General features: G+C 69.2%; 12 protein-coding genes and 2 pseudogenes. 12 read left to right on the top strand and 2 right to left on the bottom strand.

Annotated features, from left to right (window positions below):
• The first annotated feature begins 428 nt into the window (after window positions 1–428).
• The 11 genes from ABT116_RS30325 to ABT116_RS30275 all read left to right on the top strand — a co-directional run bounded on the left by ABT116_RS30325 (window position 429) and on the right by ABT116_RS30275 (window position 13,149).
• Window positions 429–1,898 (top strand): aldehyde dehydrogenase family protein, encoded by a 1,470-nt coding sequence (locus tag ABT116_RS30325; RefSeq protein WP_351640413.1) that lies wholly within the window; start codon window positions 429–431, stop codon window positions 1,896–1,898.
• Between the two features lie 36 nt (window positions 1,899–1,934).
• Window positions 1,935–3,443 (top strand): carotenoid oxygenase family protein, encoded by a 1,509-nt coding sequence (locus ABT116_RS30320; protein WP_351640411.1) that lies wholly within the window; start codon window positions 1,935–1,937, stop codon window positions 3,441–3,443.
• Window positions 3,444–3,448: 5 nt separating this feature from the next.
• A complete protein-coding gene (locus ABT116_RS30315; protein ID WP_351640410.1) occupies window positions 3,449–4,345 on the top strand; it encodes an SDR family oxidoreductase in 897 nt (298 codons plus the stop codon).
• Entirely contained in the window at window positions 4,327–5,091 is a 765-nt protein-coding gene (locus ABT116_RS30310) for an SDR family NAD(P)-dependent oxidoreductase (protein WP_351640409.1), read from the top strand. Before ABT116_RS30315 ends, ABT116_RS30310 begins: the two co-directional genes overlap by 19 nt.
• Window positions 5,092–5,122: 31 nt before the next feature.
• Window positions 5,123–6,799: a thiamine pyrophosphate-binding protein gene (locus tag ABT116_RS30305; protein WP_351640408.1), complete on the top strand. Its 1,677-nt coding sequence runs from the start codon at window positions 5,123–5,125 to the stop codon at window positions 6,797–6,799.
• Between the two features lie 124 nt (window positions 6,800–6,923).
• Window positions 6,924–7,445: a VOC family protein gene (locus ABT116_RS30300; RefSeq protein WP_351640406.1), complete on the top strand. Its 522-nt coding sequence runs from the start codon at window positions 6,924–6,926 to the stop codon at window positions 7,443–7,445.
• A gap of 49 nt (window positions 7,446–7,494) precedes the next feature.
• A complete protein-coding gene (locus tag ABT116_RS30295; RefSeq protein WP_351640405.1) occupies window positions 7,495–7,803 on the top strand; it encodes a hypothetical protein in 309 nt (102 codons plus the stop codon).
• A 667-nt stretch (window positions 7,804–8,470) separates the two neighbouring features.
• Complete coding sequence (locus ABT116_RS30290) at window positions 8,471–10,015, top strand: ATP-binding cassette domain-containing protein (protein WP_351640403.1); 1,545 nt, start codon at window positions 8,471–8,473, stop codon at window positions 10,013–10,015.
• Entirely contained in the window at window positions 10,012–11,211 is a 1,200-nt protein-coding gene (locus ABT116_RS30285; RefSeq protein ID WP_351640402.1) for an ABC transporter substrate-binding protein, read from the top strand. The genes ABT116_RS30290 and ABT116_RS30285 overlap by 4 nt, the downstream gene beginning before the upstream one ends.
• Before the next feature lie 55 nt (window positions 11,212–11,266).
• Window positions 11,267–12,130: a branched-chain amino acid ABC transporter permease gene (locus tag ABT116_RS30280; protein WP_351640400.1), complete on the top strand. Its 864-nt coding sequence runs from the start codon at window positions 11,267–11,269 to the stop codon at window positions 12,128–12,130.
• A complete protein-coding gene (locus ABT116_RS30275; RefSeq protein ID WP_351640398.1) occupies window positions 12,127–13,149 on the top strand; it encodes a branched-chain amino acid ABC transporter permease in 1,023 nt (340 codons plus the stop codon). The genes ABT116_RS30280 and ABT116_RS30275 overlap by 4 nt, the downstream gene beginning before the upstream one ends.
• A gap of 63 nt (window positions 13,150–13,212) precedes the next feature.
• On the opposite strand, the pseudogene ABT116_RS30270 reads toward ABT116_RS30275, so the two are convergent.
• Window positions 13,213–13,323, bottom strand: a pseudogene (locus ABT116_RS30270) (helix-turn-helix domain-containing protein); the annotation flags it as partial.
• Here ABT116_RS30270 and ABT116_RS30265 point away from each other — a divergent pair.
• Window positions 13,318–13,419: pseudogene (locus tag ABT116_RS30265) on the top strand (VOC family protein); the annotation flags it as partial. The pseudogenes ABT116_RS30270 and ABT116_RS30265 sit on opposite strands and share 6 nt — an antisense overlap.
• Window positions 13,420–13,504: 85 nt before the next feature.
• On the opposite strand, the gene ABT116_RS30260 reads toward ABT116_RS30265, so the two are convergent.
• Window positions 13,505–15,377, bottom strand: a 1,873-nt coding sequence (locus ABT116_RS30260) for an efflux RND transporter permease subunit (protein ID WP_351640395.1), incomplete at its 5' end; no start/stop codon positions are given.

Raw genomic sequence — 15,377 nt, 5'->3', positions numbered from 1 at the left:
CCGGGCTGCACGGCGCCGCGCTCCTGATCTCGCGGGCCGTGACCGGGTGGCTGTTCGTCCTGCACGGCCTCTACAAGTTCGGCCTCACCATGGACGGCTGGAAGGTCGGCGTCCTCCAGCCTCTCGGGCTGCCGGTGCCAGGCCTGCTGAGCGGGCCCCCCGGTGTTCGAGATCGCCGTCGGCGTCCTGCTGATCGTCGGGCTGGCACACCGGTGTCCTCGGCCCCAACGGTGTGGGGGGAGCCGAGATCGACTTCACGTACCTCGTGGTCGGCTTGCTGATCTTCGCCGCCGGACCGGGTGCGCCGGCTCTGTCTGGCGCCTTCCGCAAGGTGAGACCACGGCTGTGACCTGAGACACCGTGCAACACAATTTTCGCGATACGACACATAACCTTCGCGCCACGACGCGCTACTGGAACGGGACACCATGACGTTTTTGGACAGCAGCACCTGGGACGGCCGCATCTTCTCCGGCTCGGGCGAGTGGATCAGCGGCTCTGGCGAGGTGTACGACGCCGTCGAGCCCGCAACGGGCAAGAGACTGGCGCGTGTCGGGTCTGCCACGCGGGCCGACGTGCACCAGGCGGTGGAGCAGGCGGTGCGGGCCCAGCGGGAGTGGGCCGCCCGGCCGTACTCGGACCGCGCGGCCGTGCTGCGCCGAGCAGCGCGTCTCTTCGAGGAGAACCAGCAGGAGATCGAGACCTGGCTGATGCGGGAGTCCGGAGCGATCCGGCCGTTCGCCGCCCTGCAGGTCACCAGCGGTGGTGCGGAGGAGTGTCACGAGGCCGCCGCCCTCGCCGGGGCGCCCTACGGTGAGCTGCTGCGTTCCGGGCAGCAGCGGCTGTCCTTCTCCCGCCGTGTCCCTGTCGGCGTGGTCGGGGTGATCGCCCCGTTCAACGTGCCGGTCATCCTGGCCATGCGGGCGGTCGCTCCGGCGCTGGCCCTGGGCAACGCGGTCGTTCTCAAGCCGGACCCGCGGACCGCGATCAGCGGCGGTGTCGTCTTCGCCCGGGTCTTCGAGGAGGCGGGTCTGCCGCCCGGTCTGCTGCACGTCCTGCCCGGCGGCGCGGACGTCGGCGCGGCCGTCGTCGAACACCCGAAGATCCCCGTCATCGCCTTCACCGGCTCCACCCGGGCCGGACGCGCCATCGGCATCGCCGCGGCCGAGCACCTCAAGCGGGTCCACCTGGAACTGGGCGGAAACTCCGCGCTCGTCATCATGGACGACGTCGACCTGGAGAAGGCCGCCTCGGTGGGCGCCTGGGGATCCTTCGTGCACGCCGGCCAGATCTGCATGGCCAGCAGCCGCCACCTCGTGCACGCCTCGGTCGCCGACGACTACACCGCCCTGCTCGCCCAGCACGCCGACGCGCTCCCGGTCGGCGATCCGCTCGGTGAGAACGTCGCCCTCGGACCGGTCATCGACGCCGGCCAGCGCGACAACATCCACCGCATCGTCACCGAGACAGTCGAGGCGGGCGCCCGGCTGGCCGCGGGCGGCACCTACGAGGACCTGTTCTACCGGCCGACCGTGCTCACCGAGGTGCCGCTCACCGCGCCCGCCTACGCACAGGAGATCTTCGGGCCGGTCGCACCTGTCGTCCCCTTCCAGGACCTCGACGAGGCGGCCCGCCTGGCCGCCGGCACCGAATACGGGCTGTCCCTCGGCATCCTCACCCGGGACGTCATGAAGGGCCTCGCCCTGGCGGAGCGTGTGCCCAGCGGGCTGGTCCACATCAACGACCAGACCGTCAACGACGAGGCGCTCATCCCGTTCGGCGGGGTCGGCGACTCCGGCACCGGATCCCGCCACGGCGGCGCCGCCGCCAACCTCGAAGCCTTCACCGAACAGCAGTGGGTCACCGTACGGGGCGAACTTCCGCAGTACCCCTTCTGACCCCCCCCCAACCCCCAGAGCCGTACGGAGAGTTACATGCCCATGGACCCCATCACCGTCGTCCCCCGGCAGATGCGGCAAGCCGACGCGGGAGCCGACTGGCCCACCGACAACAAATTCCTCAACGGACCCTTCGCGCCCTGGACGGAGGAGAGCGAGGGGTATGACCTGGAGGTGGACGGCGAGATACCGGCCGACCTTGCGGGCGCGCTGTTCCGCGTCTCCTCCAACCCCCGCTTTCAGCCCCGCGACACCGACCTCTACCACTGGTGGGAGGGCGACGGCATGGTGTGCGGCATCTACCTGCGCGAGGGCCGGGCCGCCTACCGCACACGTTGGGTGGAGACCGACTCGATGAAGGTCGAGGTGGAGGCCGGAGAAGCGATCTACAGCGGCTTCGTCAACGGCGGCACTCCCGGCCGGCTGCCCGAGGGAGCCCCGCCTGCCAAGAACGTCGCCAACATCAACGCAGGCCTCTTCGACGACCACCTGATCGTCTACTTCGAGGGCGGACTGCCGCACGCGCTGGACCCCGAGACCCTGCGCACCATCGGCACGTACGACTTCCACGGCGGCATCGACGTGCTGTGCACCGGCCACTACAAGACCGACCCGGACAGCGGCGACATGCTGTTCTTCGCCGCCGTCGGACCGACGATCACCTGGTACCGCGCCGACGTGAAGACCGCCGAGATCATCGACTCGCACTCCTTCGACATCGGTGTGCCGGTCCTCATGCACGACTTCGCCGTCAGCGACACCTACGCCGTCTTCTTCGTCACCCCGGCCCAGTTCCGCCTCGACCTGGTCGCGCAGAGCAAGCCCGGCGTGGTCTGGGACGAGGACTCCCTCGAACACGGCGTGCAGATCGTCCTGATGAACCGCCACACCCACGAGGTCACCTGGCACGAGCTCGGCGGCCACTGGGCCAACACCCACTTCTTCAACGCCTACGAGCAGGACGGCCGGCTGGTCGTCGACGGCCACCGCATCAGCCGGCTCGGCACCCCGATCGACCGCATCGGTACACCGGTGACCTCCCACGAGTGGTTCCCCCCGGCCCAGCCCTACCGGTGGCGCGTCGACCTGGCGACCGGAAAAGCCACCGAGGAGATGATCAGCGGCGTCCTCGGGGAGTTCCCCAAGATCAACGACGCGTACACGGGCCGCCCCAACCGCTACGGCTACTTCGTCACCACTCGCGGCCTGGCCGACGACATCATGTCCGACGGACTGGCCCGCCACGACTACCTCCTGGACCGCACCACCGTCGTCGAAGGCCCGGACGGGCTCACCAGCCCCGGCGAACCGGTCTTCGTCGCCCGCGAGAACGCCCGCGCCGAAGACGACGGCTATCTGCTCTCCCTGTGGTGGAATCGCAGCACCAACCTCAGCGAACTGCTGATCCACGACGCCGCCGACCTGCGCCGCACCCCGCTGGCCCGGGTCAAGCTCCCCAGCCGAGTGCCCTTCGGCTTCCACGGCAGCTGGGCCGACCACGCCACCCTGGACCGCGCCATCGCCGTCCACCGCGGCAACGACTGACGGCCATGCGAGACCTCGCGGGCAAGACCGCCTTCATCACCGGCGGGGACAGCGGGATCGGTCTCGGCGTGGCACAGTCGCTGTGCCACGCCGGAATGAACGTGGTCATCTGCGGAGTCGTCCCGGAGACGCTTCAGAGCGCGCACCACAAACTCGCGCGTATCGGCAAGGCCGAGGCCATCGAGCTCGACGTACGGGACCGGGGGGCGTTCGCCGCCGTCGCCGACCGACTCGACCGTGGCTACGGCGGCGTGGACGTGCTGGTCAACAACGCGGGCGTCGGATTCCTCGCACCGGTGGCCGAGGCGACGTTCGAGCAGTGGGACTGGGTGCTCGACATCAACCTCACGGGCGTCTTCAACGGCATACGGACCTTCCTGCCGCGCATGCTGGCCTCCGGCCGTCCCGGGCACATCGTCTCGACCGCGTCGATCGGCGGTCTGCTGGGCACACCCGGAGCGCTCTACGTGGCCGCGAAATTCGGTGTCGTGGGGCTGATGGAGGCGCTGGCGGCCGAACTTTGGGACACCCCGGTGAACGTCTCCGTCCTGACGCCGGGAATCGTCCGAACCAACATCCACAAGGGACCGCCACCCCCCGGCGAGCCACGGCCGCACGCGCCGGGCGCCACCGCGGAGGCCGATCTGCACGAGACGGCGATTCAGCCGCGGGAAGTCGGCGAGCGGGTCCTGCAAGCGATCCGAGAGGAAAGGCTCTACGTGCTGACGCATGCCGAGCATCGGGAACTGCTCGCCCGCCGGTTCGGCGCGATCCTCGCGTCGGTTCCCACCGACGGGGGGGACCCGCGCCGTGCCGCGGTGGAGAGGACGGTCCTCGCCAACCCCATCTACGACGAGATCCTGACCGCGGCGGAGGCCCGACAGTGTCGACCCACGACATGAAGGGCTCGGTCGTGCTCGTGACCGGTGCCGGCTCGGGCATCGGGCGGGCGGCGGCGGAGCTGTTCGCCGAGCGCGGTGCCTCCGTCGTCGCGGCGGACCGCTCCGAATCCGGCGCGGACACCGTCGCCACCATCACCGCGGCCGGCGGCAAGGCCGTCTTCGTCCAGGTGGACGTCTCGGCCGAGAAAGAGGTCGAGAACATGGTGGCCACGGCGGTCGACACCTACGGTGCCCTGAACGCCGCGTTCAACAACGCGGGCATCGCGCCGCCGGTCGGCCCGATCGAGCAGCTCAGCAGCGACAGCTGGGAGCTGTCCGAGTCGGTGAACCTGCGTGGCGTCTGGCTGTGCATGAAGCACGAGCTGGCCGTCATGGTGCGGCAGGGACACGGCGCGATCGTGAACACCTCGTCGGTCGCCGGCCTGGTGGGCAACCCCGGTGGCGGGGCCGCGTACTCCGCTTTCAAGCACGGCGTCGTGGGGCTGACCAGGTCCGCGGCCGCCGAGCACGGCCGGCATGGGATCCGTGTCAACGCGATAGCCCCGGGCATCACCCGCACCGGATTGCTGCGGCACCTGGAGGAACACGAGAACCTCGACGCCGCCGCCGTCGCCGCCGGGACTCCGCTCGGCCGCGTGGCCGAGCCGCGGGAGGTCGCCGAAGCCGCGTACTGGCTCGCTTCACCGAAGTCGAGTTTCGTCACCGGCCATGTCCTGGCCGTCGACGGCGGCGAAACCTGCGTCTGACGCCCGGCGTCCGGAAAGGAAGCAGCATTCCATGACTCGTGTGACCGGCGGCGACCTCGTCGTCCGTATCCTCCAACAGGCCGGTGTCGACCGGATGTTCGGCATCAACGGTGCGCACATCGACTCCGTGTACCAAGCCGCGCTCGACCATCGGCTGCCCATCGTGGACGTGCGGCACGAGATGAACGCGGGCCATGCGGCGGAGGGCTACGCCCGGGTGCGCAATGCCCTCGGGGTCGCGTTGCTCACTGCCGGCGGCGGGTTCACCAACGCGGTGACGTCGATGGCCAACGCACACCTGGACCGCACTCCCGTGCTCTACCTCGCCGCGTCCGGACCGCTCGCCGACGACCAGACCAACACCCTGCAGGCGGGCCTTGACCAGGTGGCCATCGCGACGCCCGTCACCAAGTGGGCGCACCGGGTGACACGCGCGTCACTGATCCCCCGCATTCTGGCCCGCGCGATCCGCACCGCGCTGTCCGCGCCGCGCGGGCCGGTGCTCGTGGACATCCCCTGGGACGTGCTGACCGAGCAGATCGACCTGCCCGACCTGGCGACGGAGCTCCTGAACGGGGCCGATCATGGGCCCGGGCTCTCACAGGCTGGGGCGCAGCGGATCCTCGGGATGCTGTCGGAGGCCCGGCGGCCCGTGATCATCGCCGGATCCGAGGTGCCGAGATCCGGCGCCGACGCCGAGCTACGGGCCTTCGCCGAGCGACTCGGCGTACCCCTGATGTCGGACTACGAGGGCCTTGGCGCGATCACGCGCAGCCCCGTGAACTTCGGTCTGCTGCAGGGGCTGAACGGTCTGCCGTCCGGAGCAGAGCCCGACCTGGTGATCATGGCGGGGCTCCGGTTCGGCCTCACGACTGCGCACGGCTCGGGCGCGCTGATCCCGCGCGGCGCGCGGGTGGTGCAGATCGACCCCTCCGGTGGCGAACTGGGAAGCCTGCAGCCGGTCGCGCTGTCGGTCGCCGCAGATCCGCTGCCGGTGTTCCAGGACCTCAACCGGGAACTCATGGCCGGACAGGCCACCGGTCCGGATCTGGCGGGCTGGCGGAACACCCTGCGGGCGCACCTTCAGCGGCGGCGCGAGGCCGTGGCCGCGCAGGTCGTCCACGACGAGCGCGTCCACCCGTACGACGCGGTACGCGCCATCGCCGCGGCGGTGCCCGAGTCGTCGGTGGTCGTCGCCGACGGCGCGCTCACCTACCTCTGGCTGTCGGAGACGATCTCCGAGACGCCGGTGTCCGCGTTCCTCTGCCACGGCTATCTCGGCTCCATGGGAGTCGGGATGGGAGTAGCGCTGGGAGCACAGGCGGCCGCCCGTGTCACGAACGTCGTGCTCGTGACCGGTGACGGGTCCGTCGGCTACAGCCTCGGCGAGTTCGACTCGATGGTGCGCGCCGGGCTCGGAGCGGTCGTCGTCGTGCTCAACAACCGGGCGTGGGGCGCCACTCTGCATGCGCAGGAGATCATTCACGGCAAGGACAGGGTGGTCAACAACCGGCTGGAGAACGGCTCCTACGCCGCCGCCGCGATCGCGCTGGGTGCGGACGGCCACCAGGTCCGCACACTCGACGAACTCGCGCCCGCCCTCGCCAAGGCTCTGCAGAGCGGGCGGCCGTCCTGTGTGGAGGTGCACGTGAGTCTCGACCCGATCCCGCCGGAGGAACGGGTGATCATGGGCGGCAGCCCGTTCTGAGCGTGCCCCTGCCACCACGCCCGCAGCGCGGGAAGTGGTGCGACAGCGGCTGGAGCGAACCACGCTTCCGATAGGTCATGGAGCCGGTCGGCTGTGCCGGCTCACGATTCGCCAGGGACTTGCCATGTTGTTCGACTTCGGCCAACCGACCGACGGCCTCATCCAGATGGCGTTCGTCGTCGAGGACCTCGACGCGGCGATGGCTCGGTTCAGCGAGAGCTTCCGGGTCGGGCCGTGGACGGTCCTGCGCGACTTCGCGGGCGAGAATCCCCGCTACCGGGGTGAACCCGCCCAGGCACGCGCGCACGTGGCGCTCGGTTTCGGCGGGCACATGCAGTACGAACTCATCCAGCCCGCCGACGACCTGCCGTCCGTGCATCGTGACGTGATCACCCAACGGGGATACGGCTTCCACCATTTCGGCTACGCCACGACCGCCTTCGAAGAGGCGGTGGAGGCGATGCACCGGAGAGGGTACGAAACCGTGTTCGCAGCCTCCGTCGGGTCGGACTCCCGTGTCGCCTATTTCGACACCCGCGACATCCTTCCCGGCATGACCGAGCTCATCGAAGCGAGCCCGGGCCTCAACGAAGCCTTCACCGACATGTACAGGGAATCCCTCGGCCGGATCAGTCGGCCCTGGTGAGCCTCCCGTTCATCCGGCTCGCCGAAGTGAACGTGAGCTCTGCGGCGAAGTGGCCGAAGATGGTGTCGTCACCGTAGTCGGCCGGCCAGGTCTGACCGACGCCGTCCTCCCGGAGCTGTCCTGGGCGGCCGGCTGCGAGGTGCCGCCGGAACCGTCGGCGGCGGCGAAGGAAGCGGTCGTACCCGCGGCCAGGGCGAGGGCCAGCCGGACGGCGGCAAGCGATGTGCGGGACGGCTGCATCGGAATTCGTCCACCCGTAAAGGTGAGTTGGGGCGCCACCGCACGCCAGCCCCTCGGAGACCAGCGGCTCGAAGAGGTGGCCGGCGGCATGAAGGCGCTGCGCGACCACGAGGGCTGAGACGCGCCCCTGAGGCGAGGGCCGCAGGTTGGCGAGGCGCTCCAGGCGCGAGTTCCGCGGGCGCGCCTGGCAAGTAATCCTGAAATACCGGACCTTGCTCCTGATGACCCGGACTTCTCTAGCATCATTGAGGGGCTCCGGCGGCCACCGGGGAGTCGCCTCCTCTGGCGATGCGCGGGATCGCGGTGTCCCCCACAGGGAGTGGTGCCGGATAACCGCCTGTGCCGTGCGATGACGTGCCGGCCGCAGATCGAGGCGTCTGTCGTCCGTTATCCCCTGGCCTGGAAGTCGAGCACCCCGGACCGTCTGCCGGATCCGTCGGCCAGCCGGCCGGCCGTTGCGGCGCCGATGCGCTGCCTGCCGACCCTACATCGCGACCCTCGGTGGTGGTGACGCACCTCTTCTGAATGTCCTGTGAATTAGGACTAGCGTTTCGACATGAGGGACCGTACGCTTCGCGGAAGTTACGGTCAACCACTCGCCGCGTGACATCGGGGGCATTCCCGGCGCGGCGGTGAGGAGTCACGGCATGAACAGACTGGATGCTGAGACGACCCCCCACGCCGGGGGTGGCGATGCCGATGCGTCGTCCCCGCCAGGGGCCGAACCTCGTACCGCAGCCTCGTCCGCAACCCTGCGAGGCACCTCGCCCGGAGCCCCTCTTCAGGTGCGAGGGCTCGCCAAGCGTTTCGGCGGCGTCACGGCTCTCGACGGCGTCGACCTGTCGGTGGCGTCCGGAGAGGCGGTCGCTGTCATCGGTCCGAACGGTGCGGGCAAGAGCACGCTGCTGAAGCTGATCTCCGGCGTGCACCGCCCGACCGAAGGCGAGGTGTGGCTGGGTGAGCAGCGGCTGGACCGGATGCCGGTGCACCGCATCACCCGCAGCGGTGTCGCCCTGGCACATCAGGTCCCGCGGCCCTTCCACGGCCTGACAGTCCGGGACAACGTCCGCATCGGAGCCATGGCGAGCCGGCCTCACCTGCCCCCCGGCGAGATCGACGAGATCCTCGCTCAGTGCCGGCTGGACACCAAGGCGTCCCGTCCCGCTGACTCCCTGCGGGTCCTGGACCTGAAGCGACTGGAGGTGGCGCGGGCCCTGGCCACCCGTCCCCGGTTGCTCATGTTCGACGAGGTCGCGGCGGGGCTCGTCGGCCGTGAGCTGGACGAGGCGATCGACCTGATCCGCCAGGTCCACGCCCAGGGCATCACCGTGCTTCTGGTCGAGCACATCGAGCGGGTGGTACGAGAACTCGTCGACCGCGTCCTGGTCCTCAACTGGGGCCGCCCCATGGCCGAGGGCACACCTGCCGAGATCGCCGCCAACGAGGAAGTGCGTGCCGTTTACCTCGGCGACGGCGACGAGACGCGGACGCCTGCCGCCCGACGTGCGGCCGCCCCCACGGCATCGGATGCCGCTGTTGTACTCGCTCTCGACTCGGTCAGCGCCGGTTACGGCGACATGCTCGCACTGCGGGACTTCTCGGTGCGCGTCGAGGCCGGGCAGATCGTGACCGTGCTGGGTGCCAACGGGGCCGGCAAGTCGACTCTGTGCGCCACGATCATGGGCGCCGTCGAGGCGAGGTCGGGATCCGTGCACGCCCTCGGCCAGGACATCACCGGCATGGCCACCCACCACCGGGCGCGCCTGGGCATCGCCCACTGCCAGGAAGGCCGCCGTATCTTCACCGGCCTCACCGTCGCCGAGAACCTGATGCTCGGTGCCCCGCTGGCACTGGCCAGGGATGAGGTACGCGGTCGTATGGAGCGTGTCCACGCGATCTTCCCGGTGCTGGCCGAGCGTGCCGCCCAGCCGGCCGGGACCATGTCCGGCGGCCAGCAGCAGATGCTGGCCGTGGGACGGGCCCTCATGGCCGACCCTCAGGTGCTGATCTGCGACGAGATCTCGCTCGGCCTCGCACCGGTGGCCATCGACGCCCTGTACGGGGCGCTGGCCGAGATCAACTCCCAGGGCGTCGCGATCGTGCTGGTGGAGCAGAACGTCAAGCGGGCGCTGGGCATCGCCGACCACGCCGTCGTGCTCTCCCGCGGACGTGTCTCCTACAGCGGCAGCCCCGAGGCCCTGCTCAGCGACCAGGCCCTGGACGCCGCCTACTTCGGCACCGCCGACGACGCATCCGCCGCCGGCTCCTCCCCACCCCCCGCCCCCTCCGCTCCCCGTCCGCTCAGCGCATCCGAAGGAGACCTCTCGTGATCAGATCCACCAGCCGCCGCATCCACGCACTCGGCGCGGCCGCACTGCTCGCCGCGACCGCGGGCTGTGCGGGCAACGCCTCGAGCAGCAGCGGCGGCAAGAACGACGACGGCCACATCGTCATCGGGACCAGCATCTCGCTGTCCGGCACCACCGTCCTCAACCAGATCCGCGACGGCTACCTCCTGGCCGTGCAGCAGGTGAACGCCGAGGGCGGCCTGGAAGTGGGCGGCAAGAAGCGGAAGGTCGAGCTGAAGGTGCTCGACAACCGCAGCGACACCAACACCATGGTCCAGCAGGTGCGCTCCCTGGTGCTCACCGACCACGCCGTGGGGCTGCTGGGGTCGTGCTGCCAGCAGAACATCGATATGCAGGGCCAGGCCGACGCGCTGAAGGTGCCGCTGGTGATGGGCGCCCTGCCCGTCGAACTGCTGCCCAAGGGCAAGGGCTACACCTGGGACTCCTTCCAGTCGCTCGCCGACGGCTCCAAGGGCTTCTACCAGACCGCCGCCGGGGCCAAGACCAACAAGAAGACGCTGATCGTCACCAACAACGACGGACAGGGCAAGTCCACCGGCCAGTTGTGGGCGAACACCGGCAAAAAGGCCGGCTTCACCATCAGCGCCACCAAGGCCGTGCCCACCGGCACCACAGACTTCTCCGACGTCATCAAGGCAGGAAAGTCCTCCGGCGCGCAGGTGCTGATCGCCTCCATGACCCCCTCGGACTGCTTCGCGATGTGGAAGCAGATGAAAGCACTCGCCTACAAGCCCAAGGTGGCCATCGGTCTGCAGTGTGCCCAGACACCCGGCTGGGGCTCCCTCGGCAAGCTCGGCAACGGCACTCTCGTCCAGCTGAACTGGTCCGACACTGCCGGTCTGCCGTACACCGACCTCATCGAGAAGAAGTACGGCAAGAAGTACACCAATCTCACCGACCTCGGCTCCGTCGCCCTCGGACTGCACGAGGCGACCATCCTCATGGACGCCATCAAGTCCGCCGGAAGCACCGACGCCGACGCCATCAACAAGGCACTGGCCAAGAGCACCACCGTCTCCGCGCTGGGCCGCGTGAAGTTCGTGGACAACAAGAGCGTGACGCCCACCTTCATCGGCCAGTGGGAAAACGGCGTCATCAAGCAGATCTGGCCGGCCAAGGGCGGTTCCCCGCTTGCCTCGCTGACCGGGCTCGGCTGAGGCCCGGCATGAGCGCGCCACGACCCGCCACGAGCGTGAACGAACGGAGCACATCGTGACCCTCGACGTCCTGGCCGCCGGTATCCTCTCCGGCGGCCTGTACGCCCTGATCGGACTGGGTATCTCCCTGGTGTTCGGCGTACTGGGCCTGATGAACCTGGCCCACGGCGAACTCGTCATCGCCGGCGCCTACTTGGCGTCCCTGCTGGTGGTGGACTCCGGCTGGGACCCGTTGCTGGCCCTGCCCCTCGCCATGGCGGGCGTCGCCCTGATCGCCTATCCCCTCCAGCGGTATCTGCTCACCCCTCTCCTGAGAGGGGACAAGAGCGCCCCGCTGGTGGCCACCTTCGGGCTGTCCCTGCTCGCCCAGGCACTGTTCCAGGGCGTGTTCGGCACCCACCCCAAGAGCCTGCCCGCCTCCTACGCCGACTCGGGCATCTCCGTCCTCGGCCTGCGGATCCAGACGATCTATCTGATCGCCTTCGCGCTGACCACCGTCCTGTGCGCCGCCACCCACCTCGTCCTGACCCGTACGCGTGCCGGAAGCGCGGTCCGGGCGGCCTCGGCCGACCCGGCCACCGCCGCCGTGCTCGGCATCAACGTGTCGATGGTGTACGCCATGACCTTCGCCGGGGCTGCGGCCCTGGCCGCGGCCGGAGGAGTCCTGACCGGCGTCGCCCAGAGCTTCACTCCCACCAGCGGGCTGCCACTGCTGCTGACTGGCATGGCCGTGATGGCCCTGGCCGGCATCGGCAGCGTCGGCGGGGTCCTCCTCGCCGGCATCGCTCTCGGCGTCCTGCAGTCGGCCAGTGTCCAGCTGTTCGGCGGCGGCATGCGCGACGTCGTCGTCTACCTCGCCTTCTTCCTCGTCCTCGCCGTACGCCCCCAGGGCCTGTTCCGAAAGGCGGCCACCGGATGAAAACCCCGTCCGTCCCAGCAGTGGCATCGAAGGCCCTGTGGCCCGCGGCCGCCCTCGCGGCCCTCACCGTCGCCGCTTTCGCGCTCGCCCCGGCGCTCTCCCTGGGACAGCTGGACCTGAGCGTCACCCTGCTGACGTATCTGACCATCGCCCAGGCCTGGAACGTCCTCGCCGGCTTCAGCGGCCAGATCTCCCTCGGCGCCGCCGCGTTCATGGCGACCGGCGGCTACACCACCGCCCTGATCCTGGTCCACACCGGCCTGCCCTGGCCCGTCGCTTTCCTCGGCGCGGGCGTCGGCGCGGCACTGCTCGCCCTGCTGCTCGCCGTACCGCTGCTGCGGCTGCGCGGCGACTACTTCGCCGTGGGCACCTTGGCCGTCTCCATCGCCATCCAGGCCCTGCTCAGCAACTGGAACTGGGCCGGCGGTGCCAGCGGCCTCACCCTCCCCACGGAGCGGATCCCCAGCGGCGGCAACCTGTACCAGATCGCGGTCCTCGTCGCCGCCCTGGCCATGGCGCTCACCCTCTACGTCCGGCACAGCGCCTTCGGTCTGCGGCTCGCCGCCGTACGCGACAACGAACCGGCCGCCGCCGGCCTCGGTGTCTCCGTCTACCGGCACCGGCTCGCCGCCCTCGTCCCCACCAGCGCGCTCACCGGCCTGGCCGGAGCCGTGATCGCCTTCCAGTTCGTCGTCATCTCCCCGGACGGCGTGGCGAGCGTCAACTGGAGCCTGAACGCCGTCCTCATGTCCGTGGTCGGCGGCGCAGGCACCGTGCTCGGTCCCGTCGCCGGTGTGGGCATCGTCTACTACGGACTGACCCGTGCGCTCCAAAACCAGCAGACACTGTCCATGGTCATCGAAGGAGTCCTGCTGATCGCGATCGTGCGCTTCGCCCCGCAGGGAGCCTGGCCCCTGATCTGCCGAGCGGTCCGGCTTCCCCTCACCCGCCGCCGCGCCGCACCCACCGCAACGGACACCGGCTCGAACGCCATCACGCGGACTCCGGAGCACGCTTGACGTGCTCCCTGGCCTGGCTCCGTTCACAGGGTCCCGGGATCAGATCCTGGGGAGCGGTCGCGGAGGGTGGTGGTGTTCGATTGCCTGAGCGCCACCGTCCCGCCACAGCTGATGCCATTGATAGGCCGACTTCGGGCTCACCCGCAGCCGCCGTGCCACCTCCGACGCCAGAATGGCGAGCAGTGGACGATGTTCCTCCTCGACCCGGCCGGCAACGCCCTGGAGTTCAAGGCTTTCGCCGACGACTCACAGGTCTTCGCTGCTTCCTGACAAGGATCGACGGGGTGGCCGGCCAACGCGTGTGTGCGGGTGGCCGATAGAGCCCCCGCACACACGACCTCTTCTTCTTGAGCTCCTACGGCTGCGGCTGCAGCGTGGAGTTCTCCTGTGCCGTTGGCGCGGGCTTTCGCGCGGCCCGGCGGGCACGGCGTTGTGTGCGGCGCTCGCGGCGGGTCTCGACCATTGTGTAGAGGGTCGGGATGAGCACCAGGGTAAGCAGGGTGGAGCTGAAGAGGCCACCGATGACCACCACGGCGAGCGGCGTGGAGATGAAGCCGCCCGAGTTGGTGATGCCGAGGGCCATTGGCAGCAGCGCGAAGATGGTCGCCAACGCGGTCATCAAGATCGGGCGGAGCCGGCGTCGTCCGCCCTCGCGCACGGCCTCCTGGATGCTCATGCCCTGGGCTCGGTACTGATTGACGAGGTCCATCAGCACGATGGCGTTGGTGACCACGATCCCGATGAGCATCAGCATGCCGATCAGCGCCGCCACGCCCAGCGGAGTGTTGGTGATGCGTAGCAGGGCGAACGCACCCGTGAAGGCGAATGGGATGGAGGCCAGCAGCACCAGGGTCTGGCGGATGCTGCGGAAGACTCCGACCAACAGAAGGAAGACGATCGCGATCGCGGCCAGCATGGCCAAGCCGAGCTGGCTGAAGGCACTGCCCTGACTGGCTGTCACGCCCCCCATCTCGTACGTCACGCCGGACGGCAGGTCGAGCTTGTCGATCGCCTGCTGCACCTTCGTACTGGCAGTGCCTGTGCTGTCTCCGACCGGGGTGGCGGTGACAGCGGCGTCACCGGAACCATCGACGCGCTGGCGCTTGGTGGGTGCCTCGGTCTGCGTGACCGTGGCGACCTTGTCGAGCCGGACCTCCCCGTGAGATGTCGAGATCTTCAGCGCCTCAAGGCCGCTGACACTGTTCGGTGCGGTGGAGGTGGTTTTGACGACCACGTCGCGTGCCGAGCCGTCGACGGTGATCTGCGTGACGGTGCTGCCTTGCACAGCCTCGCTCACGGCTGAGGCAATGCTCGTGTCGGTCAGTCCGTACGAGGCAGCTTCCTCACCCTTGGCCCGGATGCTGATCTGTGGTGACTGCGTGGAGAGATCGCTGCTGACGTCGGTGACCTCTTTGAGGCCCTTGAGCGCGTTCTCGATCTTGTCGGTGGCGGTCTTGAGCTTTGCGTCGTCGTCGGACTTCACATCGACCTGGATGGAGTTGTTGGACCCGAAGCCGCTGTTGGATCCGACCGTCAGGTCGCCGGCGCCGTTAAGGGCGTCGAACCTGTCCCGCAGTGTGTCCTCGACTGCCGACGAATCAGCCCCGTCCTTGATGGCGATGCTGTACGAGGCGCTGTTGGCGCTGCTGCCGCCGCCCATGACGGCGAAGCCGCCCGAGGAGCCGATGGTGACCTGGTAGGAGTCGACCCCGTCGACAGCGGAGATGACCTTCTCAACCTTCTTGGCCGCGGCGTCGGTAGCCTGCAGGCTGCTGCCTTCGGGCAGGGTCTGGGTAACGCTCACGGAGCTCGAGCCGGAGTCGCCGATGAAGCTCGTCTTGAGGCCTGCAACCAGGCTGAACGTGAAGACGAGCAGGGCGGCCGCGATGCCCAGGACGGATTTGCGGTGGCCAATGGCCCAGTCGATGACGGGGACGTACGCCCGTTGCAGGATGCCGCTTCGTTCCTCCTCCTCAACCTTCCTGCGGAACTCGTCGGGGTCGGCGGCCTCGGCTTCCTTCGGTGGCTTGAGGAACCAGTAGGCGAGCGCGGGCACGATAGTGAGCGAGACAAGCAGGGATGCCAGCATCGCCGCCACGACGGTGATGGAGAACGGTCCGAACAACTCCCCGACCAGGCCGCTGACCAGGGCTATGGGCACGAACACCGCCACCGTGGTGAGAGTGGAGAGAGTGACCGCGGTGGATACCTCGCGCACCGCCGTCAGG

Source organism: Streptomyces sp. NPDC002130, from assembly GCF_040296465.1.
Classification (GTDB): domain Bacteria; phylum Actinomycetota; class Actinomycetes; order Streptomycetales; family Streptomycetaceae; genus Streptomyces.
This window is presented reverse-complemented; position numbering and strand designations above follow the sequence as displayed.

Coding starts and splice junctions, on each gene's coding strand:
- ABT116_RS30325 (WP_351640413.1), top strand. CDS start 429: ATGACGTTTTTGGACAGCAGCACCTGGGACGGCCGCATCTTCTCCGGC.
- ABT116_RS30320 (WP_351640411.1), top strand. CDS start 1,935: ATGCCCATGGACCCCATCACCGTCGTCCCCCGGCAGATGCGGCAAGCC.
- ABT116_RS30315 (WP_351640410.1), top strand. CDS start 3,449: ATGCGAGACCTCGCGGGCAAGACCGCCTTCATCACCGGCGGGGACAGC.
- ABT116_RS30305 (WP_351640408.1), top strand. CDS start 5,123: ATGACTCGTGTGACCGGCGGCGACCTCGTCGTCCGTATCCTCCAACAG.
- ABT116_RS30300 (WP_351640406.1), top strand. CDS start 6,924: ATGTTGTTCGACTTCGGCCAACCGACCGACGGCCTCATCCAGATGGCG.
- ABT116_RS30275 (WP_351640398.1), top strand. CDS start 12,127: ATGAAAACCCCGTCCGTCCCAGCAGTGGCATCGAAGGCCCTGTGGCCC.